Annotated in this window: 20 protein-coding genes; 10 read left to right on the forward strand and 10 right to left on the reverse strand. The window is 46.0% G+C overall.

Going from position 1 to position 21,489, the window contains the following annotated elements:
* Positions 1 to 70: 70 nt before the first annotated feature.
* Positions 71 to 1,849, forward strand: coding sequence for a S8 family peptidase (locus MHO32_RS13685; protein ID WP_009703138.1), 1,779 nt, complete (start codon positions 71 to 73; stop codon positions 1,847 to 1,849).
* A gap of 12 nt (positions 1,850 to 1,861) precedes the next feature.
* Complete coding sequence (locus tag MHO32_RS13690) at positions 1,862 to 2,308, forward strand: hypothetical protein (protein WP_005450111.1); 447 nt, start codon at positions 1,862 to 1,864, stop codon at positions 2,306 to 2,308.
* A 142-nt stretch (positions 2,309 to 2,450) separates the two neighbouring features.
* Here MHO32_RS13690 and MHO32_RS13695 read toward each other — a convergent pair whose 3' ends face one another.
* The 4 genes from MHO32_RS13695 to MHO32_RS13710 form a co-directional block, all read right to left on the reverse strand.
* The gene (locus MHO32_RS13695) at positions 2,451 to 3,740 is read right to left on the reverse strand and encodes an alkaline phosphatase (protein ID WP_239212490.1); all 1,290 of its coding nucleotides are present in this window, start codon (positions 3,738 to 3,740) and stop codon (positions 2,451 to 2,453) included.
* Between the two features lie 160 nt (positions 3,741 to 3,900).
* Positions 3,901 to 4,830, reverse strand: coding sequence for an SRPBCC family protein (locus MHO32_RS13700; RefSeq protein WP_017818729.1), 930 nt, complete (start codon positions 4,828 to 4,830; stop codon positions 3,901 to 3,903).
* A gap of 161 nt (positions 4,831 to 4,991) precedes the next feature.
* On the reverse strand, positions 4,992 to 6,233 hold the full coding sequence (locus tag MHO32_RS13705) for a sensor histidine kinase (RefSeq protein ID WP_005450118.1): 1,242 nt from the start codon (positions 6,231 to 6,233) through the stop codon (positions 4,992 to 4,994).
* Positions 6,205 to 6,873: a response regulator transcription factor gene (locus MHO32_RS13710; RefSeq protein WP_005450120.1), complete on the reverse strand. Its 669-nt coding sequence runs from the start codon at positions 6,871 to 6,873 to the stop codon at positions 6,205 to 6,207. Before MHO32_RS13710 ends, MHO32_RS13705 begins: the two co-directional genes overlap by 29 nt.
* A gap of 88 nt (positions 6,874 to 6,961) precedes the next feature.
* Between MHO32_RS13710 and MHO32_RS13715 the strand changes: the two genes are divergently transcribed.
* The 3 genes from MHO32_RS13715 (at position 6,962) to MHO32_RS13725 (ending at position 9,083) form a co-directional block, all read left to right on the forward strand.
* The gene (locus tag MHO32_RS13715; RefSeq protein ID WP_239212492.1) at positions 6,962 to 8,209 is read left to right on the forward strand and encodes a DUF5666 domain-containing protein; all 1,248 of its coding nucleotides are present in this window, start codon (positions 6,962 to 6,964) and stop codon (positions 8,207 to 8,209) included.
* A gap of 124 nt (positions 8,210 to 8,333) precedes the next feature.
* Entirely contained in the window at positions 8,334 to 8,669 is a 336-nt protein-coding gene (locus MHO32_RS13720) for a hypothetical protein (protein WP_017190880.1), read from the forward strand.
* A gap of 117 nt (positions 8,670 to 8,786) precedes the next feature.
* The gene (locus MHO32_RS13725; protein ID WP_045487290.1) at positions 8,787 to 9,083 is read left to right on the forward strand and encodes a hypothetical protein; all 297 of its coding nucleotides are present in this window, start codon (positions 8,787 to 8,789) and stop codon (positions 9,081 to 9,083) included.
* A 97-nt stretch (positions 9,084 to 9,180) separates the two neighbouring features.
* Here MHO32_RS13725 and MHO32_RS13730 read toward each other — a convergent pair whose 3' ends face one another.
* Complete coding sequence (locus MHO32_RS13730; RefSeq protein WP_017190882.1) at positions 9,181 to 10,221, reverse strand: hypothetical protein; 1,041 nt, start codon at positions 10,219 to 10,221, stop codon at positions 9,181 to 9,183.
* 375 nt (positions 10,222 to 10,596) lie between these two features.
* Here MHO32_RS13730 and MHO32_RS13735 point away from each other — a divergent pair, with 375 nt between their 5' ends.
* Both MHO32_RS13735 and MHO32_RS13740 read left to right on the forward strand, forming a co-directional pair.
* On the forward strand, positions 10,597 to 11,058 hold the full coding sequence (locus tag MHO32_RS13735; protein ID WP_005450125.1) for a hypothetical protein: 462 nt from the start codon (positions 10,597 to 10,599) through the stop codon (positions 11,056 to 11,058).
* Positions 11,059 to 11,143: 85 nt separating this feature from the next.
* A complete protein-coding gene (locus tag MHO32_RS13740; RefSeq protein ID WP_239212494.1) occupies positions 11,144 to 11,620 on the forward strand; it encodes a copper chaperone PCu(A)C in 477 nt (158 codons plus the stop codon).
* A gap of 134 nt (positions 11,621 to 11,754) precedes the next feature.
* On the opposite strand, the gene yegD is transcribed toward MHO32_RS13740, so the two are convergent.
* The 3 genes from yegD to MHO32_RS13755 all read right to left on the reverse strand — a co-directional run bounded on the left by yegD (position 11,755) and on the right by MHO32_RS13755 (position 14,378).
* Entirely contained in the window at positions 11,755 to 13,107 is a 1,353-nt protein-coding gene (gene yegD / locus MHO32_RS13745; protein WP_041053286.1) for a molecular chaperone, read from the reverse strand.
* Positions 13,108 to 13,194: 87 nt separating this feature from the next.
* On the reverse strand, positions 13,195 to 13,821 hold the full coding sequence (locus MHO32_RS13750; RefSeq protein ID WP_009696323.1) for a hypothetical protein: 627 nt from the start codon (positions 13,819 to 13,821) through the stop codon (positions 13,195 to 13,197).
* 236 nt (positions 13,822 to 14,057) lie between these two features.
* Positions 14,058 to 14,378 carry a DOPA 4,5-dioxygenase family protein gene (locus tag MHO32_RS13755; protein ID WP_239212496.1) on the reverse strand — a complete coding sequence of 107 codons (321 nt, stop codon included), beginning with the start codon at positions 14,376 to 14,378 and terminating at the stop codon, positions 14,058 to 14,060.
* Positions 14,379 to 14,971: 593 nt separating this feature from the next.
* Between MHO32_RS13755 and pdhA the strand changes: the two genes are divergently transcribed.
* Genes pdhA through MHO32_RS13770 form a run of 3 tightly spaced genes read left to right on the forward strand, consistent with a single transcriptional unit; the run spans position 14,972 to position 18,181 of the window.
* Complete coding sequence (gene pdhA / locus MHO32_RS13760) at positions 14,972 to 16,066, forward strand: pyruvate dehydrogenase (acetyl-transferring) E1 component subunit alpha (protein ID WP_239212498.1); 1,095 nt, start codon at positions 14,972 to 14,974, stop codon at positions 16,064 to 16,066.
* A complete protein-coding gene (locus MHO32_RS13765; protein ID WP_239212499.1) occupies positions 16,059 to 17,042 on the forward strand; it encodes an alpha-ketoacid dehydrogenase subunit beta in 984 nt (327 codons plus the stop codon). The genes pdhA and MHO32_RS13765 overlap by 8 nt, the downstream gene beginning before the upstream one ends.
* A complete protein-coding gene (locus MHO32_RS13770) occupies positions 17,039 to 18,181 on the forward strand; it encodes a dihydrolipoamide acetyltransferase family protein (protein WP_039974218.1) in 1,143 nt (380 codons plus the stop codon). Before MHO32_RS13765 ends, MHO32_RS13770 begins: the two co-directional genes overlap by 4 nt.
* A 1,415-nt stretch (positions 18,182 to 19,596) precedes the next feature.
* On the opposite strand, the gene MHO32_RS13775 is transcribed toward MHO32_RS13770, so the two are convergent.
* Entirely contained in the window at positions 19,597 to 20,562 is a 966-nt protein-coding gene (locus MHO32_RS13775; protein WP_239212500.1) for an electron transfer flavoprotein subunit alpha/FixB family protein, read from the reverse strand.
* Positions 20,563 to 20,573: 11 nt separating this feature from the next.
* Positions 20,574 to 21,323, reverse strand: coding sequence for an electron transfer flavoprotein subunit beta/FixA family protein (locus MHO32_RS13780; RefSeq protein WP_017190887.1), 750 nt, complete (start codon positions 21,321 to 21,323; stop codon positions 20,574 to 20,576).
* Positions 21,324 to 21,489: the final 166 nt, after the last annotated feature.

Below are 21,489 nucleotides of genomic sequence, written 5' to 3' on the forward strand. Positions count from 1 at the left end.
CTTTGTTTAGACCTGTTTAAAGGAGTACCGAACAGGAAGAAAAATTCCAAACAAAGACATGAGGTCACAAATGGAAACACGCATTAATCGCCTATTCGCTGCGATGCTAGCAGTAGGCATTTCACCTGCCGTCTCGGCATACGATCCGCTCTATTCTGAGCAATGGCACCTAAACAACACCGGACAAACTGCGTTTGCAGCGAACCCTGCGGTTGCCGGTAACGACCTAAACACAACACTCACTCAAGCAATGGGCATTGCTGGTGTTGGCGTTAAGGTTGCGGTCATTGATTCAGGCGTACAGATCGATCACCCAGATCTTGCAGGTAACGTAGTCACAGGTAGCCGAAACTTCATCGAAGACTCTCCTTTCCCATCTGATTATCCGGTAGACGCAAATGGTCACGGTACCGCGGTTGCCGGTCTGATCAGTGCCGTTGGTAACAATGGCGAAGGGGTTCGCGGTGTCGCTTCTCGCTCTTCTCTTATGGGCTTTAACTGGCTCGCAAACCAAACTCTTGAAGGTTGGTTGATTTCTCACGGTGCAGATGCGTCAACAAGCGATGTTCGTGTATTCAACCAAAGCTACGGCTTTAGTCCTCTTTCCCCAATTGCTTTCGATGAAAACGATCCACAGTTCAAATTGGAAGTGGATGTGATGAAAGACGTCAGCGAGAATAACGCTTGGGGTCGCGGAGCCGTGTTCGTAAAATCAGCAGGTAACGGCTATCGTTACTTCAATACGGGTCGATTCTTTGTATTACCAGGTGACTTCTTTACTGGCGGTGGCAACAAAGGGCTACCTATGCACAACGCAGTGCAGTCTTATGACAACTCAAATTACTACAACTTAGTAACCAGCGCTTTGCGTGCTGATGGTACCCGCGCAAGTTACTCTTCAGTGGGTTCAAACGTTTGGGTTGCAGCGCCTGCTGGTGAATACGGTCAAGATTTCCCAGCAATGGTCACCACCGACTTGATGGGTTGTGAACAAGGTCAAAACACCAGTGCTGATCTTGGTATTAACGGTCTCCATGGTGGTACAGAGCAAGATCCAAACTGTAACTACACCAGCACAATGAATGGCACCTCATCTGCAGCGCCAAACACTTCAGGTGCCATTGCTGCCATCATGTCAACTAACCACGCACTGACTGCTCGTGACGTTCGTGCGTTACTTGCAGAAACAGCAAGTGTAACAGACGAAGATCACCCAGGAGTGCCACTTGAGTTCGTTAATAATCAAGGCGAAGTTGTTAGCTATGAAGCGATTTCTCCATGGCAGACGAACGCAGCTGGCGTTAATTTCCATACGTTCTATGGCTTTGGTGCTGTAAACCTAGACGAAGCAATGAAACGTGCACGCATGACAAACAATGTTCTGCCAGCACAAATCATTACGCCTTGGGCAAGCAACTCCACAGAAGTCAGTGTTCCAGACGCAAGTCTAGCGGGCGGAGCATCAGCCATTGCTGTTACTGATGACATTACGGTTGAATCGGTTCAAGTAAAGCTAACACTGGAGCACTCACGTCTACCAGATTTGGCAATCGAGCTGATCTCTCCATCAGGCACTCGCTCTGTTCTACAAACGCCTCGCAACGGTCTGGTTGGACAATCACTGGATCCAAGCATTGCGGGTTACGAGAACCAACTGATGCTTTCGAACCACTTCTATGGTGAAAACGCGAAAGGTGAATGGACGCTACGCGCTATCGATACTAATGGTGATGAAGTGTTCTCATTCATTGCATATTTCAATTCTTCAGCTATCTATGATGTACCGATGGCAAACAATGCTAAGCCAGGCGTTATCAAGAACTGGTCTATGCGTATCTTTGGTCACTAAGGAGTCATTCACATGAAATTTATGACATTTTCGATTTTGGCTCTATCAACGTTGGCAACTGCCGTACAAGCAGAGCAACAATTAGCGGAGCAACCAACACCAGACTTGTTCATCGCGTCTGATGCAGTAGAAATTAACGGTCAAGATTACCGTAAACTGTCTGTCGACAACCTTTCAGAAGCCGCTGAATTGCATGCAGGTGACGAGGTGTTTAAGAATGCATTTAGCAATGTATCAAAAGCAACCGGCCTTATCTTTGTCACGGTAAAAAATCCAGCAGACGCTAAAGCAGTAGCAAAAGAACTCAAACTTGAAGTTGTTTTCGCTCAGGGCGAATCAGCGGTATTCAAAGCCTCTGAAGGACAAGACCTTTTGGGCATCAGTGACTATCTGAATGCTGACAGTCGCGTAAAAGCGTCTAAAATTGAATTAAACAGCGGTAAATACCGTGCACAATAATTCTCTAGCAAGAGAAGTTGGCTTTTAATCAAAAATACCTCAGCAATCGCTGAGGTATTTTTTTAAGAAATGAAGAAGCACGTAAAACTAACGACTTTACAACAAGTTCGCTCCCGAGAAACTATCAATCGACACCCATTCATTATTGAATAAAGTTGATTAGTTTCTTAGCGATATCCGTATTGTTTTGCGAACCAATAAACTGCTCAGAGCCTTTACCATAAGCGAAGACCTGAACATCGACTGCGGTATGTCCTTTCGTCGTCCAGCCGGTATAACTCTTCTTATTGATAATATCCTTCACTTCTTTGTAAAGCGCTTTAGCTGGCTCTTCACTCAACTTCGCGTATGCCAGTTGTCGGCTTTGATCTTTAGTTAATGCCCAATCTACGGACTCATTCCACGTCGCGATCATATCGTGAGATTTGGCCAAAGACATCGCCAACGGCCACGCTGTAGTATGAACGCCCTTAATCGCTTCTGTATCCCATAAATACTGACCATTAGCACCGAGGGTTAAACCACCCGTGGAGTGGTCCGCCGTAACGACTAAAAGCGTATCTGGGTGAGCATCAACATAAGCTTTTGCCAGTTCAATTGATTTTGCAAAGTCATCCATTTCTGCCATCGCACATGCAATGTCGTTCGCATGAGCACACCAGTCTATTTGACTGCCTTCAATCATGACGAAAAAGCCGTTATCTTGGCGTTGAAGTAAGGACAACGCCTTGTTGGTCATCACTTGCAATCGAGTTGGGTTTTCATCCAATGCGAACGGAAATGCTTTATCTGCAAACAAGCCAAGAGCAGGCAAGGTTTGCAACGCCGGAAGTTGTTTGAAGTCCGTAATATACTGATACCCTTGTTCTTTAAACTCTTCAACTAAGTTACGGTCATCTCGTTCGAAATAACGGACACCACCTCCGAGTAACAAGTCGACTGGCAGTTGATCATCCACTTTATTGTCGACGTAATCATTGGCGATTTCATCATAGTTTCGGCGTGATTCGTTATGTGCGGCAAAACTCGCTGGGGTAGCGTGATTGATCTGCGAGGTTGCGACAAGCCCCGTCGTCATACCCTGCTCTTTTGCCATCTCTAACATTGTCTTAATTGGCTTCTTCTCAGTATCAACCGCAATCGCACCATTGTAGCTTTTGACCCCTGTACTCAATGCCGTTGCACTCGCAGCGCTGTCAGTGACATAAGTAGCATCGTCTGGATAGGTTTTCGCCATACCGACTAAAATTGAGTCAAATACTGTTGGTTCTATTTCTTCTGTACTTGGATCATCGTGGTAGTAACGATATGCAGTCGTAAAAGCAGGTCCCATGCCATCACCAATCATGTAGATGATGTTTTTAGGGGCTTCATCCGCATAAGAAGTAGACGCAAATAAGCAGGCAGTAATTAGGGAATATTTAAGTTTCATATCTCATCCATGACATAATGCGATGGTGCTATTTATCCAAGTAACTGAGAGGTACTTGAGCATCGCACTCATCAACTTGGTTATCGTTCTAATTGATTAATCAATATTATCATGCAGTTGGATTGAAACATGGTGTTTCTTCATACTTTTACAACGCATATCATTTCTTGAAGACAATTACCTCGGTCAACAAATCTGCTTTCTCTGTCTCATTGGGGTTGTTCATATAGCGTTCGATCCCTAACGGCTTGGTTTTCACTTTAATGCCATTTTGTCGCGTTAGGTTCATCACCAATGACCACGCGTTACCTAAGAACCAGTATTCGCCCTTATGTTCAACGACATAAGTATCACTGGCGGGGATAGTTCCAGCAACAAACTCGCCACTCGCCACGACTCCTGCTTGTACTGGTAAGCACGTGATAAACTCAAAATAACCACGCTTCATGTCCATCGAAAGGTAGTAGCAAAACAACTCACCAGTAACGGGGAGGTTTTCTTTTTCTGCCATTTCAAACAAGCGTTCGACATGCTGCTGCATAACAGGACCAATCTCTGAAATAGTTCCTGCCCCAGCCAAGCCAATGTAGCTGACTTCGTTTTGTTTCCGGGAACCGAGGTCTTTGAGTTGAGATAAGACTTGCCCGGTTTCCAACTGGCTTTTTAGCATACGTAAACCGCGATCATAATCCATTTCAATCATGGATTTAAACATCCCCTTAAGGAAGAATAAAAACCAAGGTACACGGGATTGCATCATCCATTCTACTGCACACCCCTTCTGTGACGGCGTCACAATCAATGTCACTTTCGCCTGACTTTTAAATGGTCGAAAGAAGTGTAACTCCATATCAAGGCGATGCTCTTGTGTACTTTCCAGTACCACCGCCCCTGTACCTATACGTTTACCATTCCATTGATATCCTGAGCCAACTTTTCCTTGTTCTTCGCTGTACGTAAGTTCGCAATCCGGTTCCAAAATTATCCATGGTGACCATTCGGACCAATGGGTAAAATCTTTCAGATAATCGATGATTTCACTTTGCGTCTTTTCGATTTCGATACTTCGGCTGACCTGATAAGAGAGCATAACCATTCCTTGGGTTTCATTTTTACTCTTATGAGTCTAATTCAAATCGAGATTTTTTCTTGTTTCACTGGCAGTTAGGAACAAAAAAGCCAGAGTCGAGGCTCTGGCTTTGCAACTAACCGTTTATGAGTGTGTTACTGGAATCTAATGATCTGATGACTTTACGATCGAAAATCAACCGTAGCGGTAAACCTTACGCCATCATCATCCAGTTCAAATGGCCAACTCATGCGCTCACAAATACGTTCGACAATAACTAAGCCACAACCATAACCTGCATTGTAGGTTTCGTTACCATCGTGTCGATTAACAATAGTAAGTTGCGTGCCTATCAACACGATTTCAATATCGCCAATACTGTAGCTAAACGCGTTTTTGATCAGGTTATTAATTACAATCGTCACAAAACTCTCTGGGGCATGAACGAGCCCACTCTCATTTTCGCTCAGGTTGTATTCTGCTCCCTGTTTAGCAAATAGAGGTGCAAGCTCAGCTAACTGCTGTTTTAAGCATGTGGTTAACGCATGATCGGCATAGTGTTGCGGCTCTACCTTCTCTTTACCCAATAGTAAGAAGGCTTCCGTTAACACTCTCATTTCCTCACAAGCCGATTGCATACGTGTGATAGCTTTGTGAGCAATGGGCGGTTGATCCGGTACGCGAGCCAAAATGTCTGTTGAGCCTTTAATAACCATAATGGGCGTGCGCAGTTCGTGAGAAGCAAAGCGACTAAACTCTTGCTCACGACGAAAATACCCTGCGATTTCATTTTTACTATCTAACAGAGTCTGTTCAATATGACGAGTCTCGCTGAATTTGGTATCCACATCGAAACCCGGTTGGTCAGGTGGCATTCGCCCTATTTTGTCTTCAATCTTGGCAAGTGGACGCGACAAAATGCGCACCATATAGACACCGTAGCCAACCATGATCAAAGAAAACAATCCACCTAAAAAGAAGGTGAATTGGTGCAGCGAGCTTTCGTATTCATCCAAGTAGTCATCCGAGTCATCTTGAAAGACAATGTACATCAAGCCTTTACCAGACGGGTGATCAAACACGACAAAATGCTTATCCTCCTCGCCTAAAAGGTATTCATAGAAACCGGGAAACTTGAAAGACAACAGCCACTCTGGTGTTGGTGCTTCACTCCAATAAGAATCAAATTCTAGAACGTTAGGAAGCGGCGCATCCCACCCCATGTTTTGGAAGTTCTCTTGGTACAGCTCTACCTCTGTATCCAACCAGTGGTGTAAGCTCAGTACTTCGAGTTTGTTCTCCGCTACATAAATTAACGACCAAAATAAGGTAAACATCGCAAAGGTCATTAAACCAAATCCCCAGCGGATCTTGCGATAAATACTTGGGTATTCTTTATGCTTTGAGTCGGTAACCTTGTCCATGAATCGTCTCTAGTCTGGAATCATCAAAACCCTTGTCGAGCGCCGTTCTTAAACCATAGATATGGCTTCTCAATGCATCGCTGCCTGGAGGCTCATCACCCCATACATTATCAATTACTTCGGTACGAGACACCGCTGCAGGCGCGCGCTTTAAAAGCAGCTTTAGAATTTTAGTTTGAATGCGGCTGAGTTTGATGTGTTTACCATTGCGAGTCACTTCATCGGTTCTCACATCTAAGCTTATGTCTGCAAACTTTAACGTGCCAATATCTTGCCTTGGACCTCGATTGGCTAATGCATGTACTCTCAAGCTAAGTTCTTGCATGGCAAATGGCTTCATCAAATAGTCATCACCACCAGCATTGAATGCCGCGACTTTATCATCGAGAGTATCTTTGGCGGTCAAGAACAAAATTGGGGTACCACAAAGTTGCTCACGACGGAGTTTCTCGACTGTACTGATGCCATCAAGTTTTGGCATCATGATGTCCATAATGATGACATCATAATGATTTTCTTGAATTAAATTTAGCGCAGCCTCTCCATGGTAAGCGCAATCTATCGTCATTCCTTCGAGCTCTAGATAATCCGCAATAGTTTCTGAAACATTGTGATTATCATCGACAATTAATATTTTCATAGGCTCACGTTTCTTCACGAACACTTCACGATAAGCGCCATAAGATACAACCAAATTCATAAATAAGCTTTCAAAATAGGTCGATATCATGAAAAAATTAGCGCTTGTAGCGGCAGTGGGTTTTGCATTATCAGGTTGTGGTGGGTCTGGAGGTAGCGATAACTCTTCTACACATCCTACGGAAGGAGAGTCAACTCAACCTGTAGCGAAACCAAGTGCATCTATCGGTACCGTAGAGTCTGTAAGTAGTGAAAACAGTTCAATCACAGTAAATGGCTACACTTACCGCGTATCAGAAGTTATGTATGGTGGTAAACAAACCAACCTTGCTTCTGTGAAGCCTAACATGATGGTTCAAGTTGGTTCTGGTCAGGAAAAATCGTCTAGTGCACCCGTTGTTGTAACACTAGAACCAACCATGACTGGTCACATTAAGATCATCGACAAAAACGCGGGCAAGTTCACCATCAATGGTTTTGAACTTGTCTATCCAGAACTCATTAACTCTGATATTGACAGTGGTGACTGGGTAATGGTGTCGTCTCTACCTGCGGCGAACAACCAATACAAAGTACTTTCAGTCGTAAAATTTGAAACCAGCTTGTCTGATCAAGATGAAGTTGAAGGTCGAATTTCAAGCATTGACCTTAATAAGAAAGAATTCAAACTTGGTGCAAATGTGGCTGTCGCTTATGACCGCATTGCGGATCTACAAGTGGGTCAATGGGTGGAAGCAGAAGGCTCTTTCAATGGCAACGTTTTTCATGCCTCGTTAGTTGAAGTTGAAAGCTACAACCAACTACAAGGAGAAAATGATGTTGAAGGCATCGTCACTTGGGTAAACCAAGACCAGAGCGCCTTCGAGCTTAACTACCGCGGAACATTTATCATTGATGGCAAAACTTGCTTCCAAAATGATGATGACGCACCTTGTAACCCAGCGTTGATCGCCAATCTAGCCGTCGGCTCTGAAGTTGAAGTGACTTCTGTCATGGGAACATTGAACACCCCGGTTGCAACTCATGTCGAGTTTGAAAAGCCAGACTGGGCAGATGATAACGAAGAAGATTGGAACGTTAATGAGTTCGAATGTTCTGGCTGGGTAGCAAACCACAAAATTAATGGCGTGGACACCGCAACTTTCGACATCGATCATTGTTGGAATGATTTAAACCAAACTATCGATAACTCTAGCGTGGTCGTAAATAGCAAAACAATGTTTGAAGATGGTCTGTCATTTTCAAACATCGCAAATAAACATGTAGAAGTTGAAGGTACTATCATCAACAACACAAATGTTGCACTTGAGATTGAGCCTTTGGAATCTGACGACTAAGTCGAAATAAGTACAACAAACACAACTAAGAAGCACCGCCTTTGTGGTGCTTCTTCCCTCTCTCGTATCGTCTTTTCTTTTCAATTTTTACAACAGATACGTATGACCAAATGAGGGATTAATAATGCGTAAAATGACACTACCTCTAATTATGCTTTTCGGTGCTTGTATTTCAGCAAGCAGTTTCGCGGCAACAAACAACGATAATACATCAGAGCGATTAGAGTCTTTTGAGTGCACAGGCTTAGTAAACAGTTACGACGCAAACTCCCGAACTTTCGTGCTTGCTTGCCAAAACGATCATGGACCAGAATTCCAAACCAAAACGGTTGTGATTGATACCAATACTCAGCTTAATGGCGTACAAGAAGCGAACTTAGACGGTGCGACTATTGAAGTTGATGGTGTAGTTGTAAACGATCAAAATATCGCAAGAGAAATCGAGGTCGCGAACGACTAAGGCTCCGAAATTACAACAGAAACTCACAAGTGTCGCGTCTGCGGCACTTTTCTTTTCCTGCAAACTCATATCACTCAGTTACACTTAATCCATGTTGACATGAAGACGGTAACTGTAATGAGCAAACGTAACCTTGCCTTACTTCTCCTCCTATTTGGCGCAACCTCTGCGGATGCTGGCGTATTGGACCCAGACTGTGACGCAGAAAAAGCAGCCAAAGCAACAGCCACTAAAGCGGTAGTGGGAGTCGGTGGTCGATGCACACCAAAAGAAGCCTTAAAAGACAGCACGGTAGAAGCCGGTAAAGACGCGCTACCCGAGGAAGGACTTGCAGGTAAGGCCGTCGACGCTGCAATGCCAGAGAAAGAGAAGAAACCTATTAAAAACACAACCAAGAAGATCATCACTGATTAATCGTCAGCCTGAAGTGAGTCGATTGGTGAAATATGGGTTTAGAGTAAATGAAAAGAGCGTCCATCTGGACGCTCCTTTGTTTTTTCGTTCACAATGCTTAAGCCACTTCGGTCTGACCAATCCAGTGGTAATGGTGGTTGGCTTTCTTACCGACTAAACCAAGTTTAGCTAGTTCTTCAAACACTTTGTCGACCTCTTCTGCCGAAAGTCTGAACTGCTTCGCCACCGCTTTTTTGGTGCAAGTAATTTGGTGACCTTTTAACGCGTCACTCACCTGCTCTAATAACGTTTTTGGCTCTTCTGGTTCAAGCTCTTGTTGCGCTTCAGGCTCGGCTTCCTCTTTGATATGAGGCAAGTATCCCGCTGGCTCTGGGTCAATATCTCGGATGTTTGCTAACGTTATCCCGTCGTTACGACGGAAGAAATGGCGGAAGCGATTCTCTTCACCAATCAAACCCACAAAGAAAGCAGCAAAGAAATCCAACAAGATAGATAAGAACACCACCAAGCCCAGCTGCGCCTGAGAAGATGTCGTTCCAAACGCTTTCGCTAAGCTGTCGATAAGACCAATCACCGAACCTTGCGCCACTGGCGGTAAGCTATCACGCTCTGTTGCTAAACGTTGCTGCTCTTCACGTAGCTTCTTGTTCTGCTCTTGAATGCGCGTTACGCCAGTTGCGATACGCTCCATCTCGATGTACTTTTGCGCCGCCATGTTGTTCAGTTCAATCTGCTTATCGATTGACGCAATCTGACGGTTGTAGGCTTCCACTTTCGCTTGTTCTACAGAGATATGACTTTGGGCGCTGTTGGTCGCACTGTTGATGCCACCGATACTGCCGCCGATAGAGATAGCGGCAAGCACCAGATAGAACACTAACGCCGTTAGGGCTCCGGTGTAGTTTCTGTGTGCACGACGCTCACCGTATTCATACCAAGCGTAAAACTTGCCCGCTTCAAAGATGATTGCCAGACCGCCGAATAGCGCCTGCATCATTGGGTTTTCGTCAATCGACAAAAACAGTAAAAGAGAAAAAATAGTCGATGCTAAAATCGCAGCGCCAGTAAACGCGTACACGCTCACCATAGCAAATCGACCTTTAGGATATCGATATCCGATCTGTTGTTCGTATTTCATTGGAGAAATTTCTTAAGATTCCGCAGCCCTTATGTGACGGGCGCTTCAAGCAACTACAAAGGTGCGGAGAATACCGTATCCTTTATTAAATTACTGTCATAATTCTGTTAATGGAAAACAAGTGAGGAATAGATAATCAGTTTGAATTGAATCAGTTCGATTCTAGCACGTAAAATCACCAACAAAATTCCTAAAATTCAGCCTACCAATGGATTTAGAAGGCTACTAGATAACGACATTTGCGATTTCGGTTCTCAGAACAAATAACCACAAAACAAATAAAACACACTCACATCACCATTTTATAAACTTATAGTTACAAATTATTGTTCGTTTGTTAGTATCGCCGCGTTAAAAATCTCACTATCGAGTCGCATGGATATACTCAGAATACAGCAAGGAAAACAGACACTAAGCGCTATCACGATCATTATCGCTGTGCTGTTTCAGCTGTACCTAACATCGACTGCGGCACTGAACCCTACGCAAATCCACAGCGAAAATTGGCTAAACCAAGTTCAAGATGAAAAGGTGTTGCTGTGTACCGCTGATGGCTTTAAATGGGTGGATATTAACGAACTGATTGAAGCCAACGCACTGCCCAATTCTGAATTTGTTCAAGACCTTAATCTGCATGATGGATTTCAATTTGAGTGTCCGTTATTGCAAGCAGCGCAATTCTTTATTTCTATCGCGCTAGGACTTTACCTTGCTACGCTTTCTTGGCTAAGGCGCACTAAGAACACGCTCATACATTACCAATTCGCGATTTGTGGCAAACAAGTCTATAAACACGTCGCACCAAAACAATCACCGCCTTGTGCTTTCCTCGCCTAATGCTCTGCATGTGGCACACGAAAACAACTATTAAGCCGATCGAACTTTCGAATCGGAGAAGCCAAATTTCATAAGGAAAACACTAATGCTTAAAACAATCAAAACCACAGCTATCGCTCTTGTCGCTTTACTGGCAAGTCCACTCAGCCTTGCTCACGAATACGAAGCAGGCAAGATTCACATCGATCATCCTTGGAGCCGTGAAGCGCCACCAAATGCACCAGTAATTGGCGGTTTCTTCCAGCTAAGTAACCTAGGTGACGTCGACGACGCACTGATTGCGGCTTCGACACCGATTGCTGACCGTGTGGAAATTCATACTCACACGAAAGAAGACGGCATGATGAAGATGATTAAGATTGATGAAGTCGAGGTAGAGCCTCAGCAGAAAGTAGAGTTCAAGCCAGGCAGCTTCCATCTCATGATCTTCAACCCAACCCAAACGCTAAAAGAAGGCGACCGTTTCCCTGTGACTTTGACGTTCAAAAAAGCAGGTAAAGTGGAAGTAGAAATGGCGGTTGAGAAGAAAGACCACATGGAAAAGCACACGCACCATCACTAATCGCTTAAACGAAAAGAGCTCGCTACTTCAGCGGGCTCTTTTTCTTTTGGTACCTATGATTCTAGCCGTGTGCACCTTTGGTTGTACTGATGTGCACTCTAGAGATTCCCTACTCGTTCGTTCCTCGCTCAGTCTTACTTAAAGCAAACCTCTGCCCAGCGTGCTAGACCTGCGGTGACCGAACCAAAGTAGTTGCCACTCACCACTGGAATGTTTGGCAATACTGTCTGCACTGCATCACGCAAAATAGGTGAACGTGCCGAACCACCCGTCATAAAGATCGCATCCGGTTTTACGCCCGCTTGCTCTACTGCTTCAGTAACCAAAGCCGTCATTTTATTCTTCGGTGATTCAATCGCTTCGATCATCTCATCACGTTGAACATCGACTTCAATCAACTCCGACAACAAGTTAATGCCCGCACGGTAAGACGCTTGATCAGACAACGCGACTTTGGCTTCTTCTGCGCGACGCACGATGTTGTAGCCCAGCGACTCATGGTAAACCTCTAGCAAACGAGCCAACTTCTCAGGCTCTTGCGCTTGCTTGTGCAGCAGTTTCAACGCCGATAAGTTTTCACGTGAGTAGAAATCGCTCTGCGCTTCCACATTGTTGATCGCAATTGGGTTCCAGAACTGCGTGGTTGGCATCATGATGCCCGATTCCATCTTGCTCTCCATACCGAATGGGAACATCAGTTGTTTGAAAGCCAACGCGATATCCAAATCGTTACCACCAATACGTTGACCACTGTGCGCCAACAGACTTGCGGTACGGTCAGCTTTACCTCGCCAAGATGGTCCCATCTGAATCAAAGAACAGTCTGTCGTACCACCACCGATATCAACCACCAGAATGGTTTTATCTTCGGTTAGCGTTGCTTCGTATTCCAGACCTGCCGCTACCGGTTCAAATTGGAATTCGATGTTCTGAAAACCAGCACGTTTTGCTGCTCTTAAAAGAATGCCTTCCGCTTGAATGTTCGCCGTCTCACCGCCACGACCGTGGAAGTTGATCGGACGACCAATCACTGCATCAGTAATAATTTTCTGCGCACTGTTCTCTGCTTGCGCTTTGATGTTGTCCATCATGGCGCAAACCAGATCTTCAAAGAAACTCAGCTGAACATCACGCAAGCCAGAAGCACCGAGGAAAGACTTTGGAGACTTCACGTAATAGATATCGCGAGGATCTTCCAAGTAACGATTCAATGCCGCTTGACCAAACGCCATGTCTTCTGGCTCAAGTTCAATGCTTTCTTCACGATTAAGATTGATCGCGCGACGTAAAACCTGCTCACCAACCTGATCGAAAGGTTTGATGCTGCGATGGCGGAACAAATGTTCAGACACCGACTCACGCGTTGGCGCAGCAAGGGTGGAAGGAATGTAAGGGCTATTCCCTTCAAGGTTTAAAAGTTGCGGTTCACCTTGTTCCATTTTCGCCACCGAACAGTTCGCGGTGCCGTAGTCAAAGCCGATATACATAAGTCCTCCCACTGACGAAAAAAAGGTCGGCAATCCTACCTCAACCTCAGTGGAATTACTACCGCAACTCAATGAAATAAGTGGCGCTTACTCTTTCTCGGCAGGTTCTTTCTTCATTGATGGCAACACAACCGCAAGCAACAAAGCCAACAGCAGAAATACCGGAGTGAGCGTAAGCCCATGCCAAATGGAGTATCCATCGTGGAACAACCAGAAAATGCCGACAGTCAGCAGGTAGGCAAAGTAACTGCAGAACACCAAACTGATCGCGACAAAGCGAGTACGATTGATGATCAAAATACGCACCAAATACTGGCTCATGATGCCCGCGCAGTGCACCGCCATTTGCCAATTAATGATGAAACACGCCAGTGCGACGAACCCAGAGATCACCAAGGCATCGTGCGTATTGAGAATGAAGTAACTGCCAAAACGACTGATGATGACGGAGTAATCGCCCTCGTAAACGATCGACCAAGAAATGGCATTTGCCGCAGCGACAAAATTGGCGAAATACGCGATGGCATAAAAGGTAGTTTGAGAGCTAAATGGCTGAAAGACCTCGGAGCAATAGCCCTGCCATTCTTTTTGATTTGACGTAGGTCCAACCCAGTTACGTTTTTTGTTCGGCACTCGCTCTGCAAACGCAGGACCGTTACGAAACAACAACCAGAAAATATACAGCGCAAGTGCGACTAAGAGTATTGTAAGCATACCCTTTCCCCTCCAGAAATGTCCTTTTCCACTGCCAATGGCGTTGGGGTCGTAAACTGCACTTCCCTGGTTTTGTGCTTAATCTTGTTTTAATGCATTGTTAAACATCATAAATGTACTCAAAACGGCAGTGACGACTTTATCACTACCGTTATTAAGGTTTAGCACACGATGGACGGAATTGCTGAATCTGGATAGACCAAACAGGAGGGAAAGAAACGGTCTACCCAAACGAATTATGCTTCGAGCTTTTCTTCAAACACGCCAAGCTCACGACCTAACCAAATCGCACGCTCGGTATGATCACGCAGCTCGTTATCACTGACAGGATGAATCAAAACCGAAAAGCTGCCACGAATGGTATCAAGCCATGCGATGAACTCATCACTTATCGATTCAACATGCAGCTCAAACATCGGCATCTTATGTGGACCAACCAACTTGCACACTAAAGGGAAAACGCGCAAAACATCTTGGCGTTCTTGACGAATGATCTCATTCAAGGCTTGAGCTTTATCCTGCTGCTGAAGCGGGAAGTAAACATGAATGTGGTACATAACTTCTCCATGCGTATCACTGACTTTCATTAGTCGCCACACTACCTGCATTCAACTATCGAGGGAAGCGACAAATTCAAATCTATCGTCAAAGCGTGACGGAGAGATTAACGTGTTACTGGATCTGCGCGGATATGGTTGATAAATCACTCAACCTGTCGAATTTTACAGCATAATTTTATTACAAATTTCCTGTCAAACTCAGTGATTCCCTTCAACTTCGAAAACGTACAATTCAAAAAAGCAGTGTTTTATCCTAGAAAAGTACGGTGTAAGCGAAACTTTACTGTGGGTTACAACTCAAACTAAAGCATAATTTAACAATTTGTTTACACTTACTGTATCTGGTTATACCAAGATTCATCACTGGATTAGGCGGTGTAAACAGCAGTAATAAATGACGCCTTGTGTTTTACCAGAACACACTTTTGTTAGGGAGACGAGCACCAAAAGCGTCGATAACTATCAAAACAACTGCAATCCTAGGTATGACCTTTTGCGCTGATATCAAAGCCTGAGTACCCATACAGGCTGAGATCGAAACAATGAGCAGCTGCAGTCCAAAAGACCCGCAGCGTCAAAAGGAGCTTGAGATGAACGTTCAGGCATTACCCATGCATCGGTTTATCGACCATGATGGGAACCTCGTCAGCCAACTACCCAACTGGGCTGATCTCGAAATATTGGTCGGGTTTTATCAAGACATGATATTAACTCGCACCTACGATAACAAAGCCGTTGCCCTGCAACGCACTGGTAAATTAGGCACCTACCCATCGCACCTTGGCTCGGAAGCCGTTGGGATAGCGGTAGGCAGAGCGCTAAAAGCCAGTGATGTGTTTGTTCCTTATTATCGCGATATGCCCGCCATGTGGTGTCGTGGTATAGGAATGGAAAAGAACCTGCAATACTGGGGAGGCGATGAACGCGGCAGCGACTTCGCTCCTGAAGGCAGCCCTTTTCCTAGCAAAGACCTCCCCTTCTGTGTCCCAATCGCTACTCAGTGCACCCATGCCGTTGGTGTTGCAGCAGCACTGAAAATCCAAGGCAATCACGATGCGGCTTTGGTAATGTGCGGCGATGGCGGCACTTCCAAAGGTGACTTCCTTGAATCCATTAACTGTGCGGGCGCATGGAACATCCCATTAGTCTTTGTGGTGAACAATAACCAATGGGCGATCTCCGTGCCGCGCAGTTTGCAATGTGCCGCGGAATTTCTCTCAGAGAAAGCCAAAGGCGCTGGTATCCCCGGAATTACGGTGGATGGCAACGATGTCGTTGCGGTGTTTGATGCAACAATGACTGCCCTCGAACGAGCCAGAAAAGGCAAAGGCGCGACGTTAATTGAAGCAGTAAGTTACCGCTTGAGCGACCACACCACCGCCGACGACGCGACTCGCTATCGTAACGAGGACGAGGTTCAAACGGCTTGGCAATATGAACCCGTTCGTCGACTTAAAGCTTTTCTCACCAATCAAGGCGTTTGGAGTAACGAGAAAGAGCAAGAGTGGCAAGCCCACTGTAAAGAACAAGTAGAAATCGCCGTTGAACGTTATCTCAACATGCCGAATCAAGCGCCTGAAACGGGCTTCGATTTCCTTTATGAATCCCTACCCCAAGAGCTTCATGCGCAAAGGGATGAGCTAATCAACAAAGCAATGCGAATGCAGGGAGGGAAACATGGCTGAACTCACGTTAGTTGAAGCAGTGAACCTCGCACTGCACCATGAAATGGAACACGATCCGAATGTCATCGTCCTTGGCGAAGATGTCGGTGACAACGGCGGTGTATTCCGCGCCACTGTCGGGCTTAAGCAAAAATACGGTCTTAAGCGCGTTATCGACACACCTTTAGCTGAAGCACTTATTGGCGGTGTCACTGTCGGTATGGCAACGCAAGGTTTACGACCTGTGGCAGAGTTTCAATTCCAAGGCTTTGTCTTCCCTGCACTGGAGCATTTAATGTGTCACGCAGCACGAATGCGTAACCGTACTCGTGGTCGACTCACTTGCCCTGCCGTGTTCCGCGCGCCCTTTGGTGGCGGTATTCACGCACCAGAGCATCACTCCGAAAGCGTCGAAGCGTTATTTGCTCACACTGCAGGTTTTAAGGTTGTGATTCCTTCATCACCGCAACGCGCTTATGGTTTGCTCCTAGCAGCTATTCGTAGCAACGATCCGGTGATGTTCTTTGAGCCAAAACGTATCTATCGCACAGTGAAATCTGAAGTGGTAGATAATGGCGAAGCGCTACCTCTGGATACTTGCTTTACCCTTCGCAAAGGTCGCGACATTACGTTAGTGACTTGGGGAGCGAGTGTTGTCGAATCACTGCAAGCGGCTCAAACGCTGTCCAATCAAGGTATCGAAGTTGAGGTGATTGATTTAGCCAGCATTAAACCCATTGATACCGCGACCATCTTCCGTTCGCTAGAGAAAACCGGACGCCTCTTGGTGGTCCATGAAGCCAGCAAAACCTGTGGTGTCGGCTCAGAGTTGTTAGCCAGAACCGCAGAACATGCCATGTGCCTACTCAAAGCGCCACCAAAACGTGTCACAGGTATGGATACCATCATGCCGTACTACCGCAACGAAGATTATTACATGATTCAGGAAGAAGACATTGTGCTCGCCGCGCGCGAACTCGTGGAGGATTGGAAATGAAGACGTTTAACTTACCCGATCTCGGCGAAGGTCTCGCTGAGTCAGAAATTGTGAAATGGCATATCAGTGTCGGCGATATGGTCAAGCTCGATCAAGTGGTGCTTACCGTTGAAACCGCAAAAGCAACCGTGGACGTCCCTGCGCCTTATGGCGGTCGTATCGTGAGTCGTCATGGCGAAGAAGGCGACGTAATCAACATTGGTGCTCTACTTCTTGAAATCGATGAAACGGGCGCAGAACAAACCGTCTCCGAACAGAAACAAACTGCCGATGCAGCAACGGTGGTTGGTAATGTCTCCCAACATGCACACAGCGTAAATGTGGACGATTTCTGGATTGGGGGCGAACACAACCCATCGCCTGATAACCTCATTACTGCGCTACCTTCTGCTCGCTTATTAGCGAAGAAACTGGGTGTGGATTTAGAGTTAGTTAAAGGCAGTGGTCCGGATGGTTTGATCGTCGATGCCGATATCTACGATGAAGCAGGCAAACAACGCCCCGGCACAGAAGTACTCAAAGGCGCGCGCCGAACCATGGTGTCGACCATGGCGGAATCCCATCACAATGTCGCAGCGGTCACCATTACAGAAGAAGCCGTCTTGGAAGGCTGGAAGCAAGGTGAAGACATCAGTATTCGTCTGGTTCAAGCCATTGTACATGCGTGTCAGGAAGAACCCGCCATGAATGCATGGTTTGATGCTGAGACCATGACGCGTTGTGTCCACAGCACGGTGAACATCGGTATTGCCGTAGACAGCCGACATGGTTTGTACGTGCCTGTTCTACGACACGCCGATGAATATGAGCCTCAAGAAGTACGTCGTTGGTTGGACCAAACCGTACAAGGCATACGCGAACGTAAGATCGGTCGTGAGCAGTTGCAACACGCCACCATTACGCTCTCAAACTTTGGCGCAATTGCAGGCATTTACGCAACGCCTGTGGTCACGCCGCCACAAGTTGCGATTGTCGGTGCGGGTCGAATCATTGAGAAGGTTGTAATTCGAGACGGACAAGCTGTAGCAGTGAAAGCCATGCCGCTGTCGATTACGTTTGACCACCGAGCATGTACTGGCGGCGAAGCGGCAAGGTTCACAAAAGTGCTGGCAGAACACTTGAGAAAACCAAGTGTTTAGAGAACGTTTGTCATAAATAATAAAGGGCTTCCGAATGGAAGCCCTTTTGTTTGAGAGTGAATTTAAAGAGAGATTCCCTACTCGTTCATTCTTCACTCTAGGGAATGACGTTGTTTGGTTTTCACTCAGCAAAAAGCGTACTAAAGACTTGATTCTTAGAAAGAAACTCTAGCGCGACTAGGAATATAATGACAACAAAAGCTGAAGCACCTTCATAGCAACAAACTAACCGCGAACTTTGGCAATAGATTCTGAATCACGCTCGTTCCTCGCTGTTCAGAATGACGACTAAAAGTAGCGAGCAAGAAGGAGATCCCCTGCCCGTTTATTCTTCATTTTAAGGAATTACGCTGTTTGGTCTGCACTCTGCAAAAATCGCCTCAAGAATCTGATTTTCATAAGGAAACTCTAGCGCGTCATTCCAGCAAGCCTAGGCGCGACTAGGAATCTAAGAACAACGCACACCGAAGGTCTTTCGCAGCAATGAGCCCACAGCGCACTTTGATAACAGATTCTGAATCACGCTCGTTCCTCGCTGTTCAGAATGACGACTTAAAGTAGTGAGCAAGAAGGGATTCCCTACTCGCTCATTCTTCGCTCTAGGGATTGACGCTGTTTGGTCTGCACTCAGCAAAAAGCGCCTTAACAACCTAATTCTTCCTAGGAAAATCTAGCGTGTCATTCCAGCAAGCCTAAGCGCGACTAGGAATCTAAGAACAACGAACACCGAAGGGCTTTCGTAGCAATGAGCCCAAAGCGCACTTTGATAGCAGATTCTGAATCACGCTCGTTCCTCGCTGTTCAGAATGACGACTTAAAGTAGTGAGCAAGAAGGGATTCCCTGCCCGTTTATTCTTCATTTTAAGGAATTACGCTGTTTGGTCTGCACTCTGCAAAAATCGCCTCAAGAATCTGATTTTCAAAAGGAAACTCTAGCGCGTCATTCCAGCAAGCCTAGGCGCGACTAGGAATCTAATGACAACAAAAGCTGAAGCACCTTTATAGCAATAAACTAACCGCGCACTTTGACAATAGATTCTGAATCATGCTCGTTCCTCGCTGTTCAAAATGACGACTTAAAGTAGTGAGCAAGAAGAGATTCCCTACTCGTTCATTCTTCACTCTAGGGAATTACGCTGTTTTGTCTGCACTCAGCAAAAAGCGCCTTAAAAACCTGATTCTTCTTAGGAAACTCTAGCGCGTCATTCCAGCAAGCCTAAGCACGACTAGGAATCTAATAACAACGAAAGCTGAAGCACCTTTATAGCAATAAACTAACCGCGCACTTTGACAATAGATTCTGAATCACACTCGTTCCTCGCTGTTCAGAATGACGACTTAAAGTAGTGAGCAAGAAGAGACTCCCTACTCGCTCATTCTTCGCTGTAGGGAACGGCGCCCGACAAATACCTAACTTAAACCTTCTCCAATAATTCCGGCATAATCTCAAACAAATCACCAACCAAACCATAGTCTGCGACTTGGAAGATTGGTGCTTCAGGATCACTGTTGATCGCCACAATCACCTTAGAGTCCTTCATCCCTGCCAAATGTTGAATTGCACCGGAAATACCCACGGCAATGTACAGTTGAGGCGCGACAATCTTACCCGTCTGACCAACTTGCAAATCGTTAGACACAAAACCTGCGTCTACCGCAGCGCGTGATGCGCCAATTGCGCCACCAAGCTTGTCGGCAAGCTGTTCCACCAGCGCGAAATTCTCTTTACTGCCTAACCCTCGACCACCCGAGACAACAACGTTTGCCGCCGGTAGCTCTGGTCTTTCGCTTTCCGCTTTTTGCTGTGAAACAAACTCACTATGCTCTGCCTTAATGACTGTTTCTAACGTCACGACATTCTCGACTACCGGTGAATCAGATACAGCAATTGCGTCAAACGCTGAGCTCCGAATCGTCATCACTTTGGTGGTATCGTCCGAACGAACTCTGGCTAACGCATTACCGGCATAGATGGGGCGAACAACCGTATCGAGCGATTCAATTGCAATCACATCTGACAACTGCCCAACATCCAGTAAGGCAGCGACTCGGGGCATCAAGTTCTTACCGAAGGTACTCGCAGGAGCTAGGATGTGCGAATAGTCCCGACCAACTTCAGCAATCAAGGTCGACAAGTTTTCTGCCAATGCATGCTGATATTCAGCAGCATCAATCGCAATGATCTGTGAGATGCCCTCTGCACACTTCAACTCATTTAAAACCGAGCTGGACTGATGTCCGACTAACAAGGCGGTGACAGGCAAAGAGGCACCGTCTTGTTGAATTTGAGAAGCTGCACTCAACGCACGTAATGTATCTACTGAAAGTGATTGGTTATCATGCTCCACAACGACCAAGGTTGCTAACGGTTTGTTTTCCATGGTTATGCCTCCTAAATCACTTTCGCTTCATTTTTGAGCTTGTCGACTAACTCACTCACACTGCCAACCATCTCACCGGCTTTACGGGCAGGTGGCGTCATGACTTCTAGTACTTGCTGAGAGCGCTCAACACTCACACCAAAGAAGTCTGGCGTCATCACCGATAGCGGCTTCTTCTTCGCTTTCATGATATTCGGTAGCGAGGCGTAACGCGGTTCATTCAAACGTAAATCCGTACTAATGATCGCAGGCAAATCCAGTTTGAGCGTCTCTAAGCCACCGTCGATCTCTCGCGTAACCAGAACCGTTTCCCCTTCTACTTTCACTTCCGAAGCAAATGTCCCCTGCGGACGATTCGTCAGTGCCGCCATCATTTGCGCGACTTGGTTGTTATCCGTATCGATTGACTGTTTACCCAGAAGCACCAATTGAGCCTGCTCTTGCTCCATCACAGCTTTGAGTAACTTCGCGACCGCAAGCGGTTCTGGTGACTGTTCAACATCAATATGAATCGCACGATCCGCACCTAATGCGAGCGCTGAGCGCAATTGTTCCTGACAACTGGCGTCACCAATCGACACCACTAACACCTCTTCTGCTACCCCAGCTTCTTTAAGGCGAACAGCCTCTTCCACCGCAATTTCACAGAATGGGTTCATCGTCATTTTCACGTTGTTGGTTTCCACACCGGAACCATCAGATTTCACTCTTACTTTAACGTAAGGGTCAATTACACGTTTAATCGCAACCAGTACTTTCACATTCCCTCCTAGCAGATCGCAAAGCGATACGCGTCCTAGCAATTGGGTCATGCGTGACAAAGATTGGTGTTAAAGCTCTGCTTTTTCATTACCTTGCTAACAAAAAATGCATTGTGACATTGTCACTCAAAATCTTTATCACGCCCTATGACGTTACCATTTGAGC

This window comes from Vibrio sp. MMH1-50, assembly GCF_022347645.1.
In the GTDB taxonomy this organism is placed as follows: domain Bacteria; phylum Pseudomonadota; class Gammaproteobacteria; order Enterobacterales; family Vibrionaceae; genus Vibrio; species Vibrio harveyi.

What these genes read in the sequence shown, in the direction of transcription:
- MHO32_RS13685 (WP_009703138.1), top strand. Translation starts at nt 71, where the DNA reads ATGGAAACACGCATTAATCGCCTATTCGCTGCGATGCTAGCAGTAGGC.
- MHO32_RS13690 (WP_005450111.1), top strand. Translation starts at nt 1,862, where the DNA reads ATGAAATTTATGACATTTTCGATTTTGGCTCTATCAACGTTGGCAACT.
- MHO32_RS13695 (WP_239212490.1), bottom strand. Translation starts at nt 3,740, where the DNA reads ATGAAACTTAAATATTCCCTAATTACTGCCTGCTTATTTGCGTCTACT.
- MHO32_RS13700 (WP_017818729.1), bottom strand. Translation starts at nt 4,830, where the DNA reads ATGCTCTCTTATCAGGTCAGCCGAAGTATCGAAATCGAAAAGACGCAA.
- MHO32_RS13705 (WP_005450118.1), bottom strand. Translation starts at nt 6,233, where the DNA reads ATGGACAAGGTTACCGACTCAAAGCATAAAGAATACCCAAGTATTTAT.
- MHO32_RS13710 (WP_005450120.1), bottom strand. Translation starts at nt 6,873, where the DNA reads ATGAAAATATTAATTGTCGATGATAATCACAATGTTTCAGAAACTATT.
- MHO32_RS13715 (WP_239212492.1), top strand. Translation starts at nt 6,962, where the DNA reads ATGAAAAAATTAGCGCTTGTAGCGGCAGTGGGTTTTGCATTATCAGGT.
- MHO32_RS13720 (WP_017190880.1), top strand. Translation starts at nt 8,334, where the DNA reads ATGCGTAAAATGACACTACCTCTAATTATGCTTTTCGGTGCTTGTATT.
- MHO32_RS13725 (WP_045487290.1), top strand. Translation starts at nt 8,787, where the DNA reads ATGAGCAAACGTAACCTTGCCTTACTTCTCCTCCTATTTGGCGCAACC.
- MHO32_RS13730 (WP_017190882.1), bottom strand. Translation starts at nt 10,221, where the DNA reads ATGAAATACGAACAACAGATCGGATATCGATATCCTAAAGGTCGATTT.
- MHO32_RS13735 (WP_005450125.1), top strand. Translation starts at nt 10,597, where the DNA reads ATGGATATACTCAGAATACAGCAAGGAAAACAGACACTAAGCGCTATC.
- MHO32_RS13740 (WP_239212494.1), top strand. Translation starts at nt 11,144, where the DNA reads ATGCTTAAAACAATCAAAACCACAGCTATCGCTCTTGTCGCTTTACTG.
- yegD (WP_041053286.1), bottom strand. Translation starts at nt 13,107, where the DNA reads ATGTATATCGGCTTTGACTACGGCACCGCGAACTGTTCGGTGGCGAAA.
- MHO32_RS13750 (WP_009696323.1), bottom strand. Translation starts at nt 13,821, where the DNA reads ATGCTTACAATACTCTTAGTCGCACTTGCGCTGTATATTTTCTGGTTG.
- MHO32_RS13755 (WP_239212496.1), bottom strand. Translation starts at nt 14,378, where the DNA reads ATGTACCACATTCATGTTTACTTCCCGCTTCAGCAGCAGGATAAAGCT.
- pdhA (WP_239212498.1), top strand. Translation starts at nt 14,972, where the DNA reads ATGAACGTTCAGGCATTACCCATGCATCGGTTTATCGACCATGATGGG.
- MHO32_RS13765 (WP_239212499.1), top strand. Translation starts at nt 16,059, where the DNA reads ATGGCTGAACTCACGTTAGTTGAAGCAGTGAACCTCGCACTGCACCAT.
- MHO32_RS13770 (WP_039974218.1), top strand. Translation starts at nt 17,039, where the DNA reads ATGAAGACGTTTAACTTACCCGATCTCGGCGAAGGTCTCGCTGAGTCA.
- MHO32_RS13775 (WP_239212500.1), bottom strand. Translation starts at nt 20,562, where the DNA reads ATGGAAAACAAACCGTTAGCAACCTTGGTCGTTGTGGAGCATGATAAC.